A 16,867-nucleotide genomic window follows, 5' to 3' on the forward strand; every position below is an offset into this window, starting at 1 on the left:
TTTCATTTATTTCGTTCATTGTAGCACGGCTCACTCGCCATGTCTAATATAGAAGATTTATAGACTGATAAAAATTATTTATCAGCAGCCTGTAATACGAAATGGTCACCACTGATTTCTTTCCATTCGCCTTCCGTAATGAAATCCTTTAGGAGACCTGCCTGTGACAACTTCTGCAATTGAGCTCGTGCCTGATGAGGGTCTAAACTTAAATTGGATTGCAAAAGATAGCGGGTGTAGGGATGTTGGGGATCTTGAAAAATATCCTGCGCAGGTCCAATTTCAACCAAACTACCCTTGTACATGACCGCAATCCTATCAGCAAAATGCCGCACCAAATTTAGGTCATGAGAAATGAAAAGATAGGTTAAACCTAAATCCTCTTGAAGCTGGTTAAGCAAATCCAAAATGGTTGCCTGAATCGAAACATCCAGAGCAGAAGTCGGTTCATCACACACGATAAATTGCGGATTGGATACAACTGCCCGAGCGATTCCAATACGCTGACGTTGGCCTCCACTAAAAGATTTTGGGCGTTTATGTACAGCATCCCCCTGTATCCCTACCCTTTCCAACATTGCTAAAGCCCTCTCTTCTGCCTCCTTCTTTGGTAACAAATAAAGCGGTTCTTTGACAAGTTCTAAAGCTGATAGATAGGGATTGAGGGAGGAGTAAGGATCCTGATAGATCACCTGAAGCGCTTGATTGTTTAGTTCCTCAGCTGTCAAACCAGGAAAGTCTACCTGTCCCTGACTTGCTTTTTCCAGTCCCAAAACAATTTTAGACAGTGTCGATTTACCACTGCCAGATTCACCAACAAGACCGAGTGTCTCACCTTTATAGATGGACAAATCAACACCATTTAGAGCATCGACGCGTTGTTCTTGACCCAACCAATTCTTCTTGGAATAGGTCTTTCTCACATCTGAAACTTGTACCAATACTTCTTTAGCCATTTTTCTCCTCCTTTCTCACCCAATGTTCTGGACCAACTTGAACCAACTGACTATCATCACTATCAGCCGGTACGGGACCATGACTTGCTTCTAAGCGGGCCGCTTTCAGCAAAGATTGCGTATAGGGATGCAAAGACTGGGCAAAAATCGTATCAACAGGTGCATGTTCCACCACCAGGCCATTTCTCATCACATAGACCTGATCACAAATACCAGCAATGACACTAAAATCGTGACTCACAATGACAACTGTCAATCCTAATTGCTCTTGCAATTCTTTCAGCAAAGCCAAGATTTGAGCTTGAATTGTCACATCTAATGCCGTTGTTGGTTCATCAGCAATTAACATGTCTGGCTTGGTCAATAAAGCCATAGCAATCATGATCCTTTGACGCATCCCACCTGAAAACTCAAAAGGAAATTGTTTGAGACGAAGTTCTGGATTAGAAATTCCCACCTTATCCAACATCTCTAAAATGGCCACTTCCCGCTCTTCCTTGGTCAATTTCGACTGAAAACGACGAAGAACTTCCCGTAAATGAAAACCAACGGTCCGTAATGGATTCAAAGAGGTCATTGGATCTTGAAAAATCATAGACAAAGGCAAAACCTTTGGATTACGTACTTGCTTTCCATCCATTTCAAATCGATCATAGCTTGCTTCCAAACCTTTTGGTAAAATCCCCATCAAGGATTTCATTGTCAAACTCTTACCCGAACCAGATTCTCCAACAATTCCAACAATTTTTCCTTTGGGAATGGAGAGATTAATCCCTTTGACGAGAATGGTTTGTTCTTTACTTTTTTGATTGATAATGGTGAGGTTACTGATTTCTACCAAGTGTTTTGACATTAGTACACCTCTCTTTCAAGGCAATCACGTATGAGATCACCGATATTATTAAATGAATAGATGGTCAATAGGATAAAAAGTCCCGGTAAGATTGCCATATGCGGAGCACTCTGTAAGGTAGACTGGGCATTTTGTAAAAGACTACCCCAGGATGCTAAGGGCTGTTGAATCCCCATTCCTAAGAAACTAAGAGCTGATTCTGTCATAATGGCTGACGAAATACTGGTTGATGCCGTTACAATCAAGGTCGGTAAGATGGCTGGCAGGATGTGTCGCCAAATAATCAATGGTTTCTTTAAACCTATAAAGGATGCGTAGCCAACATAATCTGCCACCTTTGCTTTTAAGGTTTCAGCCCGTAACATCCTAGCAATACTCATCCATGAAAAACCACCAATCACAATAATGATTGTGGATAAACCAGGCTTTAAAAAGACACTGAGAACAATCACTAAGACAAGCCAAGGAATGGATGACAGCACATCTACTACCCGCATAATGGCATTATCCCATTTTCCTCCCAGATAGCCTGCTGTGATGCCAACCAAGCTTCCAATGGTCACTGATGCAGCCATTGCCAACAAGCCAACTAAAAGAGAAATCCGTCCCCCATAAATAACACGAATAAAATAATCACGCCCTACTTGATCGGTTCCAAACCAATGCTCACCACTAGGCCCTTGGTTCATTTGACTGACATCCGTTACATTTGGATCAATAGGAATCAAGGGCGCAATAAGAGATAAAATAATCAAGAAAAGAATAAAAAGAAGAGAGAAAAGATAGAGTGGCGAACTCTTCAAAGTCTCCTTGAATTGTTTAAGAATCATTGTCCCTCTCCTCCTTTCCAAATACGTGGATCGACGACAGCATAGAGAATATCTGATAAGAGATTCCCTAGAATAACTAAGGTCGCAGACAAAAGCATGACAGCCATAATCACTGGATAGTCCAAACTCTTAGTAGCCGCAGTCAAATAAGGACCTACACCAGGCCAAGCAAAAATAGTCTCTGTGATAATAGCACCAGTTACCAACATTGGTAAGGCCATCCCAACTTGAGTCACGACAGGGATTAAAACATTGCGGGCCACATGTTTCCCAAAAATTTCAAACCGTTTGGCTTTGAAAGCTTCTTGAACAGTTACATAATCTTTTTCAACCTCTACAATCGCTGACGCTCGAATAAACCGAATCAACTCAGGTAAAAATGCCATGGTCAATGTAAGATAAGGTAAGGCAAAATGAGCTAGAAAATCAAGAACATCTCCTTCCTTTCCCAAAGTGTACATTCCGATAAACGGAAACACCCGCCACTTATAACCAAAGAAATAGATTAAAATCATAGCAAACCAGAAAGTTGGTACCGCAATGCCCACAGATGCAAAGGCATCAATGACTTTATCAGCCCATTTGCCACGTTGGGAAGCAGAAACAAGCCCAAGTGTAATGGCTAAGACAAGAGCCGTCAAATACGCCGGTAAAACCAAGGAAATCGTGTTGGGAATTTTTTCGGCCAAATCTGCCCCAATCGAGTGTTGAGTCATGAGGGAAAAACCCAAATTTCCCGATAAAATTCCCTTCAACCATACAAAATATTGAACTAAAAATGGCTGATCCAAACCATATTTTACCTTCAACAAATCAATTTGTTCTTGACTCATATTTGGTGTTGTCATTGAATCAATGACATCAAAGGGAGCTAACTGAATCAATGAAAACACAATGAAAGAAATCAACAGCAAGAGGGGAATTGCCTGTAAGATTCTTTTTAAAATATAACGAAACATACATCCTCCAAAAACGAGAAAAAGAGGGGAGAAGTTTTCGGCAATTTGCCACTCCTTCTCCTCTTGGGGAGCAAAGGATAATCCCTCTCCCATCCCATATTATACTTATTCAATTGTTAATTTAGACGGATCTTCAAATGTATAAATTGGAATCAATCCAGCTTCTTCAACATTTTTTACACGATTGTTAACCGCCAAAACTTTTTTGTTATCTACGATAGGATAGATGGCAGCTTGATCAGCCAATGTTGCTTGCAAATTATCATAAATTTGCTCACGTTTTGTTTGATCCAATTCAACAGCACCTTGTTCAAATAGACTGTCAACCTCGCTTGACGCCAATTTAAAGTAATTTGAAGCACCACCAGTTTTGAACAAACGAGCATACTGATCAGGGTCATTTCCCATGATGTAGCCACCCAAGAAGAGGTCATATGCTGTAGAACCTTCTTTTTTCAACTCTGTAAAGAGTGCTGTAGAGTCTCCACCTGCCAATTCAACAGTAACACCAATTGCTGCTAATTGTTGTTGAATCAAAGTAGCTTGCAAGGTTTGGGCTGCATCAGATGATGAGTAACCAAGATTCACAGTCAGATTGCTAACACCTGCTTCTGCTAAGAGTTGTTTTGCTTTCTCAATATTTTGTTCATATTTCTCAACATCTTCTGTCACATATGGATTGGCAACAGGTAAGAATGAATAAGGCGTTTCATAATATTTCTTATCAAGATAGGCCGCTTGGTTAAACTCCTCTTTATTCAACGCATAAAGTAAGGCTTGGCGAACTCTCACATCTTTCAATTCTTCAGTTGATGTATTGAGACCAAGATAACCAACACGGTTTTCACTATAAGCATATGTTGTAATGGTATCGGTGCTCAAATCTTTAATATCTGATGGAAGCACAAAGGCCGCATCTACTTCACCAGTTTGGAGTGCTACTTTAGTGGTGTCTGCACTTTCAATGATACGAAGAACGAGATTATCAATTTTAGCCTTACCCTTGTAATAGTACTCATTCGCTGCTAATTTGATGTATTCACCATGTTTGTACTCCACAAACTTGTATGGACCGGTTCCGACAGGTGTCGCTGTTAACTGACTAGCAGAAAAGTCGGCTTCATCCTTGAACACATGTTGAGGAATGATGTAGGTTTCCGTCACAATATTGTCCAAAGCTGGCGCTGAAACAGCTGGAAGAACAAACTTCACAGTGTAATCATCCACCTTCTCGACTGTTACAGGTTGACCATTGATATATAAACCATCTGATCCACCATTTTCTTCTTTAATCTTTTGTTCATAAGTAAAGACAACATCATCAGCTGTAAAATCTTCACCATCTGACCATTTTACATCTTGACGAAGTTTCACTGTGATACTAAGACCATCTTCAGCTACTTCATAAGAATCTGCCAATTCGTTGACATAAGTACCATCAGCCTCTACACGAATAAGTGGAGAATAGATAAAGTTTGTCAAGGTCAATCCCCAACGATCGCTTGTATTAATTGGGTTGGTTGAACTTGGATCTCCATTAATAGCATATGTAAATGTTTCTGTATCAGCTGATGAGCTAGAACTTGATGTAGTCGTTGATGAACCACCGCTTGCGCAAGCTGCCAAGGTTACCACCACAACCGTTGAAAGCAAACCTGCAAGCCATTTCTTTTTCATTACATTTTCCTCCATTTTTCAAAAGTAGTACTAGTCTATCAAGGAATACCCTATTTGACCAATATATAAAATTTATCACGACTTAAAGAAAAACTATGGCCTCTGCTTAGCCACACCATCGTTCTACTAACAAAAACAAGTTATCGTTTTTAGATGATTAATATAAGATAAAAAATTAACCTTGGTCTCTTAAAAAAAGGTATAGCTAAAAACTATAACTTCCTCTAATTTTTTACAATTATACAAGTGTTCTTTTTTTTGTTAGGATAGGTGCATAAAAATATTTTGGAGGAACTACCATGACGACTACCATTATCGGCTTCCCGCGAATAGGAGAACACCGCGAATTAAAATTTATTACTGAAAAATACTTTAGAAATGAAATTCCACAGGAAGAACTTTTGCTTGCTGCTAAAGAATTGCGCGCTAAACATTGGAATATTGTAAAAGAGGCAGGCATAACTGAGATCCCAAGCAACGACTTCTCACACTATGACAATGTTTTGGATGCAGCAGTACTATTCAACATCGTACCTAAAGCAGTACAAAACCTTGATTTGACTGACCTTGAAAAATACTTCGCTCTTGCACGTGGTTATCAAGGTGAAAAAGGGGACGTTCGTGCTAGACCGATGAAAAAATGGTTCAACACCAACTACCACTATATCGTTCCAGCTATTGAAAAAGACACAGAAATCAAACTAGCTAGTCAAAAGATTTTCGATGAATTCCAAGAAGCAAAAGACTTAGGTATCACAACTCGACCAGTTTTGATTGGTCCATTCACACTCTTACAATTAACTGATTTTGAAGAAGGTTTAACCGCTACTGATTTCGCTGATAGCTTAGTTGCAGCCTATGGACAAGTCTTTGAAAAATTGGCAGAACTTGGCGCTGAAAAAATCCAGCTGGACGAACCGAGCTTGGTCAAGGATTTGACTGCAGATGAAAAAGCCCTTTTCCTAAATATCTATCAAACTCTCTTGGCAGACAAAAAAGGCTTGCAAGTCCTCATCCAAACCTACTTCGGTGATGTGCGTGATATTTACACAGAATTGACTAACCTACCAGTCGATGCCATCGGTCTTGACTTTGTAGAAGGTAAGGAAACTGCTGCACTAGTTGCAACAGGCTTCCCAGCTGATAAGACCCTCTACGCTGGTATCGTCAACGGTAAAAATATCTGGCGTAACCATTATGAAAAGAGCTTGGCTATTTTGGATGCTATTCCAGCTGAAAATGTCGTCCTAACAACTTCTTGCTCTCTTCTTCACGTGCCTTTCACAACAGCAAATGAAGAGTTTGAACCCGCAATTCTCAACCACTTTGCCTTTGCAGTTGAAAAATTAAACGAATTGCGTGATTTGGATGCCATCCGTAACGGTCAAGGCGAAGTTGCTCTCGCAGCTAACAAAGAGCTCTTTGCTCTTGAACGTGTGGGGCGCGACACAGTGCTCGCAGACCGTCTTGCAGGACTGACAGACGCAGACTATACACGCCTACCAGTCTTTGCAGAACGTGAAGCCATTCAACGTGAGAAATTGAACTTACCACTTCTACCAACAACAACGATTGGATCTTTCCCTCAAACAAAAGAAATTCGCAGCACACGCTTGGCTTTCCGCAAAGGAAATATCTCAGAAGAAGAATACGATACATTTGTCAAAGCTCAAACAGACGAATGGATTGCATGGCAGGAAGAAGTTGACTTCGATGTCTTGGTTCATGGTGAGTTTGAACGAAACGACATGGTAGAATACTTCGGTGAAAACCTATCTGGTTATCTCTTCAGTAAAAACGGATGGGTCCAATCATATGGTATGCGTGGGGTAAAACCACCAATCATCTGGGGAGATGTGACGCGCTTGAACCCAATCACTGTTAAATGGTCAAGCTATGCACAAAGCCGTACAAACAAACCAGTTAAAGGTATGTTGACAGGGCCAGTAACCATCCTCAACTGGTCATTCCCTCGTGAAGACATTTCTATTAAAGAATCAACTCTTCAAATTGCCCTTGCTATCAAGGAAGAAGTTCTTGACCTTGAAGCAGCGGGTATCAAGATTATCCAAATTGACGAAGCAGCTTTACGTGAAAAATTACCACTTCGTCGTAGCGACTGGTACAGTGAATATTTGGATTGGGCGATTCCAGCTTTCCGATTAGTTCACTCAACTGTTGCACCAGATACGCAAATTCACACTCACATGTGCTATAGCGAATTTACAGACATCATTCCTGCCATCGACAATATGGATGCGGACGTTATCTCCTTTGAAGCCAGCCGTTCAAATCTTGTTATCCTAGATGAACTCAAGGCTAAGAATTTCCAAACTCAGGTAGGTCCTGGTGTCTATGATATCCACTCCCCACGTGTTCCATCTGTAGAAGAAATTTCTCATACGATAGAAGCCATTCTTGCTAAAGTACCAAAAGAAAAAGTGTGGATTAACCCCGACTGCGGTCTTAAAACTCGTGGTGAAAAAGAAACAAAAGCCAGCCTTATCCACTTGACTCAAGCAGCTAAGGCAGCCAGAAAGGAACTCTAATTTATGATTGGTCAAACCCCAAGTCTCTCATTTGAAATTTTTCCTCCAAAACCAGAAGTAGGCAATGAAAAAATTATCCACGCGCTTAATGAGATGCAGGGTTTGGCCCCTCACTTTATTAGTGTGACTTGTAGCAACAACAATTTGAATGTTGAGGAAACAACTGTTAAATTGGCAAACCATGTGCACAATGAGTTACATATTCCAACCATTGCACACTTACCTGCGGCTTATCTAACAAAGGAAAAAGTTCGGTCTGTTCTTCATTCTCTCGACGAAATTGGTGTCCATCAGATTTTAGCCCTGCGTGGAGACATTATCAATGGACTTTCTCCAAAAGAAGATTTCAAATATGCAACTGATTTAGTTTCCTTTATCAAGGAAGAAGCTCCTCAATTTGATATCATCGGAGCTTGCTATCCAGAAGGACATCCTGAATCGCCAAACGCAGTATCAGATATCAAAAACCTAAAAAAGAAAGTGGACGCAGGTTGCTCGACATTAGTAACACAACTCTTCTTCGATAATGAAGCCTTCTACAATTTTCAAGAGAAATGCATTCTAGCAGACATCGAAGTGCCTATTATTGCAGGTATTATGCCTATTATCAACAGGAATCAGGCACTTCGACTCTTGAAAACGTGTGAAAACATACGCTTGCCCCGTAAGTTTAAAGCCATTTTAGAAAAATATGAGCACAATCCTGAATCACTTCGGGCAGCAGGTCTTGCCTATGCTGTGGATCAAATTGTTGATTTGGTCACCAATGATGTGGCTGGTGTCCATCTTTATACAATGAATAATGCTGAGACAGCCAGGACTATTCATGAAGCAACTCATGCCTTATTCAAACATTATAGCTAACGCATTCCCCTTGGACTTTTAAGGGGTTTTCTATTTACAAATTTCCTCATATAGCTAATACAAACCATTTTCATTTCATTTATTTGTCTCAAATTATACTCAATGAAAATCAAAAATAGCCTAGGAAACGAAGCCGATGATAGAACTGGAGTTCATCAAGGCAAGTTGACAACGGATAATTTTGATTTTCGAAGAGTATTAGTCGTAACCCGCTTCTTACATTCTAAATATTTGACAAAAAAACCTGGCTTCTTAGAAACCAGGTTGAGGTATATAAACCATGTTAGATAATGGCCAAAATGATAAAGTTTAAAATAAACAGTGCTGTAGCACCCCAAAGAATTGGGTGAATTTCTTTTGCCTTACCTGTTGAAACTTTTACCAAGCAATAGAAGATGAAGGCTGCTGCAATACCGTAAGAGATAGAGAAGCATAGTGCCATAAAGAAGGCTGCAAAGAAGGCTGGAAGCGCATCTTCAAATCGGCTCCAATCCACATCAAGGAATGAGGATACCATCATGACACCGACAATAATCAAGGCTGGAGATGTCGCTGCCGCTGGTACGATACCAACAAATGGCAAAATAAGAATAGAAAGAAGGAAGAGAACTGCTGTTGTGACAGCTGTCAAACCTGTACGCCCACCTGCTGAGATACCCGCAGCAGACTCAACATAGGTTGTGGTATTTGAAGTACCAAAGATGGCACCAATAGATGTACCAATTGCATCTGCAAAGAGCGCTCTATCCATTTTTGAATTGAAACCTGTGCCATTTTCAAGTGCTTTTTCATCTTCAGCAGAGAAAATACCAGTCTTACGACCTGTACCAATAAACGTACCCAAAGTATCGAATGTATCTGACAAACTAAATGCAAAAATGGTCATCAATACTAATGGTAAGCGGCTTGAATCAGCAAATAGTGAGCCGATTCCTCCAAAGGCTGCAAGGAAAGTTGTCCCTAATTCTCCAAATGCTGAACCAATATGATTATCTGCAAAACTAATAGAAGATAAGTCAACTACACCTGCTGGTATACCTGCTACAGTTGTCGCGATAATACCAATCAAGATAGCACCACGTACATTTTTAATAACCAAAACAGCTGTAAGAATCAGACCAAATACAGTAAGAAGTACACTTGGATCAGTGAAGGTTGAGATAGAAGGAACTACACCACCGCCAGCTAAGACAGAGAAAACACCATTTGAGAATGTTTCTGCTGTTGCATCCGCCGGAGCAACACCATTGACTTTAATGATATCTGAACCAGATGTTAGGAAAGTAATCAAGTTAGAATTTTTGAAACCAAGATAGGCTACAAATACCCCTATACCTCCACCAATAGCATGTTGCAAGCTAACAGGAATCGCCTTTATAATACTTTTACGAACTTTTGTAACTGTGATAAAGATATTAAACAAACCACACAAGAATACCATACCAAGTGCTTCTTGCCATGTGAAGCCCAAACCAATAACTACTGTATAGGTAAAGAAGGCATTCAACCCCATACCTGGTGCTAAAGCATAAGGTACATTTGCAAAAAGTCCCATTACTAATGTAGAGACCGCACTGGCAATAATGGTCGCTAAGAAAACAGCTTGTGTTGGCATACCCGCAACACTCAAAATGCTTGGGTTAACAAATAAAATATATGACATTGCAAAGAATGTCGTAAGCCCTGCCATAATCTCTGTCGAAACAGTCGTATTATGTTCTTTTAGTTTAAAAAACTTGTCCATTTTTTCATTTTTCTCCTTTATTCACGAACAATAAATTTATTATATCGGAAATAAAATAATATTTCAATAGGAACGAACGCTTTTTCCAGTAATTTTTACAAATTCCTCTTAAATATTTGTTGAAACATTCGTTTTTCGCGAACTATATTTCGTTTTCTACTATTAAATAGCTGAACTGTCAATTTTTTGATTATCTTACTTGTTTTTGATATACTGTCACTTATTAGCTATAAAACGGAGTAATATAAACATTAAATGATGAAGAAAAAAATGATTGCAATTGATTTGGACGGGACACTTTTAAATCAAGAAAGCCAATTATCCGAGTACACAATCTCTACCATAAAAAAAGTAAGAAAACAGGGACACCTAGTTTTAATTGCTACTGGACGCCCCTATCGGATGGCTGAAACATTCTATCAACAACTGGAGTTAGATACACCTATGATTAATTTTAACGGGTCATTGGTACACATTCCAAATCGAAGATGGGAATGGGAAAAGAATGTTTTAATCGATAAAAGCTATCTATTAGAATTTTTAAAATCTGAAGATACATTTGAAGCCGATTTTATTGCTGGTGAGTATAAAAATAAATTCTTTATTACACAAAATCACCTGGACCGAGTTGATCCTAGCTTGATGGGAGTTGAACAAATAACTCCTGATACTCTTATTAAACCTGAATTAATCACTTCCGACCCACATTCAATCCTCATGCAGACAAGAGCAACTGATAAATACGCACTTGCGGAAGAAATGCGGTCTTATTTCAATAATGAATTAGAAATCAATACCTGGGGTGGACCTCTCAATGTATTGGAAACCTGTGCAAAAGGTGTTACTAAGGCTTCAGCTTTGACTTATTTATTGAATTTATTTCAATTTGATGCAAAAGATTTGATTGCATTTGGGGATGAACATAATGATGTAGAAATGCTTGACCTCGCTGGAAAGGCATTTGGCATGAAAAACTGTAGTGATACACTTCGCCCTCATGCTGATCAACTGACTGAATTTGCCAATTTTGAAGATGGTGTCGCAAAAGAATTAGAAAAATTATTTTTATAAAAAATTATAGGCTCTGAAAAGTTGTTTTCAGAGTTTTCATTTTCTATAAATCCCATTAAATTGGGGCTTTATTCAAAAAATGCACACATATAATTTATTTATTTTTTATAGTTTTTCTGAAATTTTCCCAAAACTTTTCCTAAACTTATTTTATATTTGCTTGACAATCTTATGTAAGCGATTTATAATAGACAAGTTCCAAAGAATATGAAAGCCTTTTCTGGTTTTCATAGGATCAAGAAAAAATTTAGGAGGATCAATAATGAGTATTGGAATCATTATTGCAAGTCATGGCGAATTTGCTGCTGGTATTCATCAGTCAGGTTCAATGATCTTTGGCGAACAAGAAAAAGTACAAGTTGTCACTTTTATGCCAAGTGAAGGTCCTGATGATTTATATGCTAAGCTAAATGCTGCCGTGGACGCATTCGATGCCGATGATGAAGTTTTGGTTTTGGCTGACCTTTGGAGTGGTTCACCATTTAACCAAGCAAGCCGCGTAGCTGGTGAAAATCCAGACCGCAAGGTAGTAATCATCACAGGTCTAAACTTGCCAATGCTTATCCAAGCATACACAGAACGTATGATTAATGCTTCTGCTGGTGTGGAAGAAGTTGCGGCAAACATTATTAAGGAAGCTAAGGATGGGGTCAAAGTTCTCCCAGAAGAACTTCAACCAGCTGAAGCTACTCCTGTGGCAACTGCCACTCCTGCTGCACCTCAAGGTGCTATCCCTCCAGGAACTGTTATTGGTGACGGCAAGTTGAAAATCAACTTGGCTCGTATCGATACGCGTCTCTTGCATGGTCAAGTGGCAACTGGTTGGACTCCTGCTTCTAAAGCAGATCGTATTATCGTTGCATCTGATACGGTTGCAAAAGATGAATTGCGCAAACAACTCATCAAACAGGCTGCACCTGGTAACGTAAAAGCGAACGTTGTACCAATCAAGAAATTGATTGAGGTATCAAAAGACCCTCGCTTTGGTAATACACATGCCTTGATTCTTTTCGAAACGCCTCAAGAAGCGCTTGAAGCGATTGAAGGTGGTGTTGAAATCAAAGAATTGAACGTTGGTTCTATGGCTCACTCAACTGGTAAAACAATGGTTAACAACGTATTATCAATGGACAAAGATGACGTTGCAACATTTGAAAAATTGCGTGACCTTGGAGTGAAATTTGACGTTCGTAAAGTACCAAACGATTCGAAAAAAGACTTGTTTGAACTTATCAACAAGGCAAACGTTCAATAACTCGATCTGTTAGTATAGAAAGGATTACAACATGTCAGATATTACATTTATTTCTGCAATTCTCGTTGTCATCGTTGCCTTCTTCGCTGGTCTTGAAGGTATCCTTGACGAATTCCAATTCCATCAACCATTGGTTGCTTGTACCCTTATCGGTCTCGTTACTGGTAACTTGGCTGCAGGTGTTATGCTTGGTGGTTCTCTACAAATGATTGCCCTTGGTTGGGCTAACATTGGTGCAGCTGTTGCTCCTGACGCCGCTCTCGCTTCAGTTGCTGCCGCTATCATCATGATTAAAGGTGGAGACTTCTCAACTGAAGGTATTGCCGTTGCTACTACAACTGCTATCCCTCTTGCAGTAGCTGGTCTTTTCCTTACTATGATTGTACGTACAATCTCAGTTGGTCTTGTACACGGTGCTGATAATGCTGCTAAAAGTGCTAACTTTGCTGCAGTAGAACGTTACCACTTATTTGCTCTCCTTCTCCAAGGTTTGCGTATCGCGATTCCTGCTGCTCTTCTTCTTGCAATTCCTGCAGAAGCTGTTCAATCAGTACTTGAAGCAATGCCAGCATGGTTATCAGGTGGTATGGCCGTTGGTGGTGGTATGGTGGTTGCCGTTGGTTATGCAATGGTTATCAACATGATGGCAACTCGTGAAGTTTGGCCATTCTTCGCACTTGGTTTTGCATTTGCTGCAATTAGCCAATTGACACTTATCGCACTTGGTGTTATCGGTGTTGCAATTGCCTTTATCTACCTTAACTTGTCTAAACAAGGTGGTTCTGGTAACGGTGGTGCTTCATCTAACGATCCAATCGGCGATATTCTTGAAGACTACTAAGAGAAGGGAGATTTAACCATGTCAGAAAAAATTCAACTTTCCGTAAGCGATCGTAAAAAAGTTTGGTGGCGTTCAACCTTCCTTCAAGGTTCTTGGAACTACGAGCGTATGCAAAACTTAGGTTGGGCATATGCAATGATTCCAGCTATCAAAAAACTCTACACTAAAAAAGAAGACCAAGCTGCTGCCCTTGAGCGCCACTTGGAATTCTTCAACACACACCCATATGTTGCTTCTCCAATCCTTGGTGTAACACTTGCCCTAGAAGAAGAACGTGCTAATGGTGCTGAAATCGATGACACAGCAATCCAAGGTGTGAAAATCGGTATGATGGGACCTCTTGCAGGTATCGGTGACCCAGTTTTCTGGTTTACTGTTCGTCCGATTCTTGGTGCCCTTGGTGCTTCACTTGCAATGACTGGTAACATCGTAGGTCCACTTCTATTCTTTATCGGATGGAATGCTATCCGTATGGCCTTCCTCTGGTATACTCAAGAATTTGGTTACAAAGCTGGTAGTGAAATCACTAAAGACATGTCTGGTGGTATCCTTCAAGACATCACTAAAGGTGCTTCAATCCTTGGTATGTTCATCCTTGCCGTGCTTGTTCAACGTTGGGTATCTATCAACTTCACCGTTGACCTTCCTGCAAAACAATTGTCAGAAGGTGCTTACATCGTCTTCCCAGAAGGCACTGTAACTGGTACTGAACTTCAAGGTATCTTGGGTGACGCCCTTAGCGGACTTAGCCTTTACCCAACTCAAGCACAAACATTGCAAGGTCAGTTGAACAGCTTGATTCCTGGTTTGATGGGACTTCTCCTTACTTTCCTCTGCATGCACTTGCTTAAGAAGAAAGTAACACCAATCACAATGATTATCGGTCTCTTCATCGTAGGTATTCTTGCTCGTTTCTTCGGAATTATGTAATCAATTACCCCGCAAATGCGGGGTTTTATGGTATAATGAATATCTAAGAAGGGAGCACTATGGCACAATCACAAAACACTAGCGTTGAGCTACAAACCACAGGGGTTTCCTACATGGGATTTGGTGGTAAGGTTGGCAAATTTTTACTTGGTGACAAGGCTCTAGAATTCTATCCTGATAGCAACGTTGAGCGCTATATCCAGATTCCTTGGTCAGAGATGACTAGCATTGGTGCAAATGTTTCTGGAAAAACAATCAGTCGACATTTTGAAATTTACACCGAAAAAAGTCGCTTCCTGTTTGCTTCCAAAGACTCTGGTAAGATTCTCAAAGTTGCTCGTGAGCATATCGGTAATGAGAAAGTTGTAAAATTACCAACTCTCATTCAAACAATTGGAAGAAAAATTTCTAATCTATTTGCCAAAAAATAGAAAATCAAGTATAATAAGACAAACGGATAAGTAATTAGTCTAGCTTTTCAGAAAGTCTGCGGTTGCTGTGAGCAGATAAGTAAAATTAATGAAATTCTACCGTTATGAAATTATCAAAATACAATCAAGTGCACAGAATGTGAAGCTGGATGGAACCGCGGTACTCATCGCTCCAGCATCCCTCATTCTGTGTTTTTTATTTTAAAGGAGACATCTATGCTAGATATAAAACGTATTCGTACAGATTTTGACGGAGTAGCAGCTAAATTAGCAACACGAGGTGTGGCTGCTGAAAGCTTGGCAAATATCAAGGAATTGGATGCAAAACGCCGTGAAATCTTGGTTACTGTAGAAGAATTAAAAGCTGAACGTAACACAGTTTCAGCAGAAATTGCCCAAGCAAAACGTAACAAAGAAAATGCAGATGATAAGATTGCTGCTATGCAAAAATTGTCTGCAGATGTGAAAAATTTAGATGCAGAACTTTTGGAAATTGATGAAAAACTAAATGCCATCCTTGCAGTTCTTCCAAATACTCCTCATGATTCTGTTCCAGTTGGGGCAGACGAAGAGGAAAACGTGGAAGTTCGCCGTTGGGGAACTCCCCGTGAATTTACTTTCGAGCCAAAAGCTCACTGGGATTTGGGTGAAGACCTTGACATTCTGGACTGGGAACGTGGTGCAAAAGTAACTGGTGCCCGCTTCCTTTTCTACAAGAACTTAGGTGCTCGTTTGGAGCGTGCCCTTTATAACTTCATGTTGGATGAGCATATCGCAGAAGGCTACCAAGAAATTATCACGCCTTACATGGTTAACCATGACTCAATGTATGGTACCGGTCAATATCCAAAATTTAAAGAAGATACGTTTGAATTGACTGATACTAACTATGTCCTCATTCCAACTGCGGAGGTACCATTGACCAACTACTACCGCAACGAGATTTTGGAAGAAAAAGACCTGCCAATCTACTTCACAGCTATGAGCCCATCTTTCCGCTCTGAAGCAGGTTCTGCTGGTCGTGATACCCGCGGTCTTATCCGCCTCCACCAATTCCACAAGGTTGAAATGGTCAAATTTGCCACACCAGAGCAATCTTATGATGAATTGGAAAAAATGACAGCAAACGCAGAGAATATCCTTCAAAAATTAGGCTTGCCTTACCGTGTTTTGGCCCTCTGTACAGGCGATATGGGCTTCTCAGCAGCCAAAACCTATGACTTAGAAGTCTGGATTCCTGCCCAAAACGCCTACCGCGAAATCTCAAGCTGTTCAAATACCGAGGATTTCCAAGCCCGTCGTGCCCAAATCCGCTACCGCGATGCTGCTGACGGCAAGGTTAAATTGCTCCACACCCTCAACGGTTCTGGTTTAGCAGTTGGTCGTACAGTGGCTGCCATCCTTGAAAACTACCAAAATGAAGACGGCTCTGTTACTATTCCAGAAGTACTCCGTCCATACATGGGTGGGGTAGAAATTATTAAACCGTAGGAGTGAGATATGAAGCCAAAGAAATGGTATAAAGATAAAAGTCGTAAAGAAATTGCTGGTGTTATCGCTGGACTATATGACTATTTTGACCTGTATGAAAACTATGGTTGGAAGTTAGAAAACGTTCGTTTGGTGGTCATTATATTAGCTATTGTGACCAACCTACCCTTTCTAACTGCCTACATCATTCTGGCTATACTTTTACCAGACAAGTCTGAACTGTAAGCGCCTAATAACAAAGTATATTGAAAAAGGCTCCAAAGTCATGTTGACCCTGGAGCCTTTTTTCTATTTACAAGCTCTCTTAATTTGTAAGCGCCCAATAACAAAGTATATTGAAAAAGGCTCCAAAGTCCTGTCGACTCTGGAACCTTTTTCTATTTACATGCTCTTTTAATTTTTTCCTTCCATGGCAA

General features: G+C 40.2%; 15 protein-coding genes. 9 read left to right on the forward strand and 6 right to left on the reverse strand.

Annotated elements, in window-relative coordinates; genetic code table 11:
- Window positions 1–74: 74 nt before the first annotated feature.
- The 5 genes from K6V43_RS03535 to K6V43_RS03555 form a co-directional block, all read right to left on the reverse strand.
- Window positions 75–956 carry an ATP-binding cassette domain-containing protein gene (locus K6V43_RS03535; protein WP_222381684.1) on the reverse strand — a complete coding sequence of 294 codons (882 nt, stop codon included), beginning with the start codon at window positions 954–956 and terminating at the stop codon, window positions 75–77.
- Window positions 949–1,809 carry an ABC transporter ATP-binding protein gene (locus tag K6V43_RS03540; RefSeq protein WP_222381687.1) on the reverse strand — a complete coding sequence of 287 codons (861 nt, stop codon included), beginning with the start codon at window positions 1,807–1,809 and terminating at the stop codon, window positions 949–951. Before K6V43_RS03540 ends, K6V43_RS03535 begins: the two co-directional genes overlap by 8 nt.
- Window positions 1,809–2,639: an ABC transporter permease gene (locus K6V43_RS03545; RefSeq protein WP_024403595.1), complete on the reverse strand. Its 831-nt coding sequence runs from the start codon at window positions 2,637–2,639 to the stop codon at window positions 1,809–1,811. The genes K6V43_RS03540 and K6V43_RS03545 overlap by 1 nt, the downstream gene beginning before the upstream one ends.
- On the reverse strand, window positions 2,636–3,598 hold the full coding sequence (locus K6V43_RS03550; protein ID WP_171989373.1) for an ABC transporter permease: 963 nt from the start codon (window positions 3,596–3,598) through the stop codon (window positions 2,636–2,638). Before K6V43_RS03550 ends, K6V43_RS03545 begins: the two co-directional genes overlap by 4 nt.
- Before the next feature lie 105 nt (window positions 3,599–3,703).
- On the reverse strand, window positions 3,704–5,275 hold the full coding sequence (locus tag K6V43_RS03555) for an ABC transporter substrate-binding protein (RefSeq protein ID WP_222381690.1): 1,572 nt from the start codon (window positions 5,273–5,275) through the stop codon (window positions 3,704–3,706).
- A 299-nt stretch (window positions 5,276–5,574) separates the two neighbouring features.
- Between K6V43_RS03555 and metE the strand changes: the two genes are divergently transcribed.
- Both metE and metF read left to right on the forward strand, forming a co-directional pair.
- Complete coding sequence (gene metE / locus K6V43_RS03560; RefSeq protein ID WP_222381693.1) at window positions 5,575–7,824, forward strand: 5-methyltetrahydropteroyltriglutamate--homocysteine S-methyltransferase; 2,250 nt, start codon at window positions 5,575–5,577, stop codon at window positions 7,822–7,824.
- A gap of 3 nt (window positions 7,825–7,827) precedes the next feature.
- Window positions 7,828–8,688 (forward strand): methylenetetrahydrofolate reductase [NAD(P)H], encoded by an 861-nt coding sequence (metF, locus tag K6V43_RS03565; RefSeq protein ID WP_024391094.1) that lies wholly within the window; start codon window positions 7,828–7,830, stop codon window positions 8,686–8,688.
- Window positions 8,689–8,971: 283 nt separating this feature from the next.
- On the opposite strand, the gene K6V43_RS03575 is transcribed toward metF, so the two are convergent.
- Window positions 8,972–10,432 (reverse strand): NCS2 family permease, encoded by a 1,461-nt coding sequence (locus K6V43_RS03575; RefSeq protein ID WP_222381696.1) that lies wholly within the window; start codon window positions 10,430–10,432, stop codon window positions 8,972–8,974.
- Between the two features lie 258 nt (window positions 10,433–10,690).
- Between K6V43_RS03575 and K6V43_RS03580 the strand changes: the two genes are divergently transcribed.
- From K6V43_RS03580 to K6V43_RS03610, 7 genes are all read left to right on the forward strand, one after another.
- Complete coding sequence (locus K6V43_RS03580) at window positions 10,691–11,503, forward strand: Cof-type HAD-IIB family hydrolase (protein WP_105127422.1); 813 nt, start codon at window positions 10,691–10,693, stop codon at window positions 11,501–11,503.
- Between the two features lie 262 nt (window positions 11,504–11,765).
- The gene (locus tag K6V43_RS03585) at window positions 11,766–12,758 is read left to right on the forward strand and encodes a PTS sugar transporter subunit IIB (protein ID WP_024396572.1); all 993 of its coding nucleotides are present in this window, start codon (window positions 11,766–11,768) and stop codon (window positions 12,756–12,758) included.
- Window positions 12,759–12,789: 31 nt separating this feature from the next.
- Window positions 12,790–13,599 (forward strand): PTS mannose/fructose/sorbose transporter subunit IIC, encoded by an 810-nt coding sequence (locus K6V43_RS03590; RefSeq protein WP_105127411.1) that lies wholly within the window; start codon window positions 12,790–12,792, stop codon window positions 13,597–13,599.
- An 18-nt stretch (window positions 13,600–13,617) separates the two neighbouring features.
- Window positions 13,618–14,529, forward strand: a complete 912-nt coding sequence (locus tag K6V43_RS03595) for a PTS system mannose/fructose/sorbose family transporter subunit IID (RefSeq protein ID WP_024391089.1) — start codon at window positions 13,618–13,620, stop codon at window positions 14,527–14,529.
- Between the two features lie 59 nt (window positions 14,530–14,588).
- Window positions 14,589–14,960, forward strand: coding sequence for a DUF956 family protein (locus tag K6V43_RS03600; protein ID WP_024403603.1), 372 nt, complete (start codon window positions 14,589–14,591; stop codon window positions 14,958–14,960).
- A gap of 216 nt (window positions 14,961–15,176) precedes the next feature.
- Window positions 15,177–16,451 (forward strand): serine--tRNA ligase, encoded by a 1,275-nt coding sequence (gene serS / locus K6V43_RS03605; protein WP_222381699.1) that lies wholly within the window; start codon window positions 15,177–15,179, stop codon window positions 16,449–16,451.
- Window positions 16,452–16,460: 9 nt separating this feature from the next.
- Window positions 16,461–16,676, forward strand: coding sequence for a PspC domain-containing protein (locus K6V43_RS03610; protein WP_222381701.1), 216 nt, complete (start codon window positions 16,461–16,463; stop codon window positions 16,674–16,676).
- Window positions 16,677–16,867 lie beyond the last annotated feature (191 nt).

Origin of the sequence: Streptococcus suis, assembly GCF_019794615.1 — a bacterium.
GTDB classification, from domain to species: domain Bacteria; phylum Bacillota; class Bacilli; order Lactobacillales; family Streptococcaceae; genus Streptococcus; species Streptococcus suis_AI.

Excerpts from the sequence above, each read along its gene's own strand:
- K6V43_RS03535 (WP_222381684.1), bottom strand. The coding sequence starts at position 956 with ATGGCTAAAGAAGTATTGGTACAAGTTTCAGATGTGAGAAAGACCTAT.
- K6V43_RS03540 (WP_222381687.1), bottom strand. The coding sequence starts at position 1,809 with ATGTCAAAACACTTGGTAGAAATCAGTAACCTCACCATTATCAATCAA.
- K6V43_RS03545 (WP_024403595.1), bottom strand. The coding sequence starts at position 2,639 with ATGATTCTTAAACAATTCAAGGAGACTTTGAAGAGTTCGCCACTCTAT.
- K6V43_RS03550 (WP_171989373.1), bottom strand. The coding sequence starts at position 3,598 with ATGTTTCGTTATATTTTAAAAAGAATCTTACAGGCAATTCCCCTCTTG.
- K6V43_RS03555 (WP_222381690.1), bottom strand. The coding sequence starts at position 5,275 with ATGAAAAAGAAATGGCTTGCAGGTTTGCTTTCAACGGTTGTGGTGGTA.
- metE (WP_222381693.1), top strand. The coding sequence starts at position 5,575 with ATGACGACTACCATTATCGGCTTCCCGCGAATAGGAGAACACCGCGAA.
- metF (WP_024391094.1), top strand. The coding sequence starts at position 7,828 with ATGATTGGTCAAACCCCAAGTCTCTCATTTGAAATTTTTCCTCCAAAA.
- K6V43_RS03575 (WP_222381696.1), bottom strand. The coding sequence starts at position 10,432 with ATGGACAAGTTTTTTAAACTAAAAGAACATAATACGACTGTTTCGACA.
- K6V43_RS03580 (WP_105127422.1), top strand. The coding sequence starts at position 10,691 with ATGAAGAAAAAAATGATTGCAATTGATTTGGACGGGACACTTTTAAAT.
- K6V43_RS03585 (WP_024396572.1), top strand. The coding sequence starts at position 11,766 with ATGAGTATTGGAATCATTATTGCAAGTCATGGCGAATTTGCTGCTGGT.
- K6V43_RS03590 (WP_105127411.1), top strand. The coding sequence starts at position 12,790 with ATGTCAGATATTACATTTATTTCTGCAATTCTCGTTGTCATCGTTGCC.
- K6V43_RS03595 (WP_024391089.1), top strand. The coding sequence starts at position 13,618 with ATGTCAGAAAAAATTCAACTTTCCGTAAGCGATCGTAAAAAAGTTTGG.
- K6V43_RS03600 (WP_024403603.1), top strand. The coding sequence starts at position 14,589 with ATGGCACAATCACAAAACACTAGCGTTGAGCTACAAACCACAGGGGTT.
- serS (WP_222381699.1), top strand. The coding sequence starts at position 15,177 with ATGCTAGATATAAAACGTATTCGTACAGATTTTGACGGAGTAGCAGCT.
- K6V43_RS03610 (WP_222381701.1), top strand. The coding sequence starts at position 16,461 with ATGAAGCCAAAGAAATGGTATAAAGATAAAAGTCGTAAAGAAATTGCT.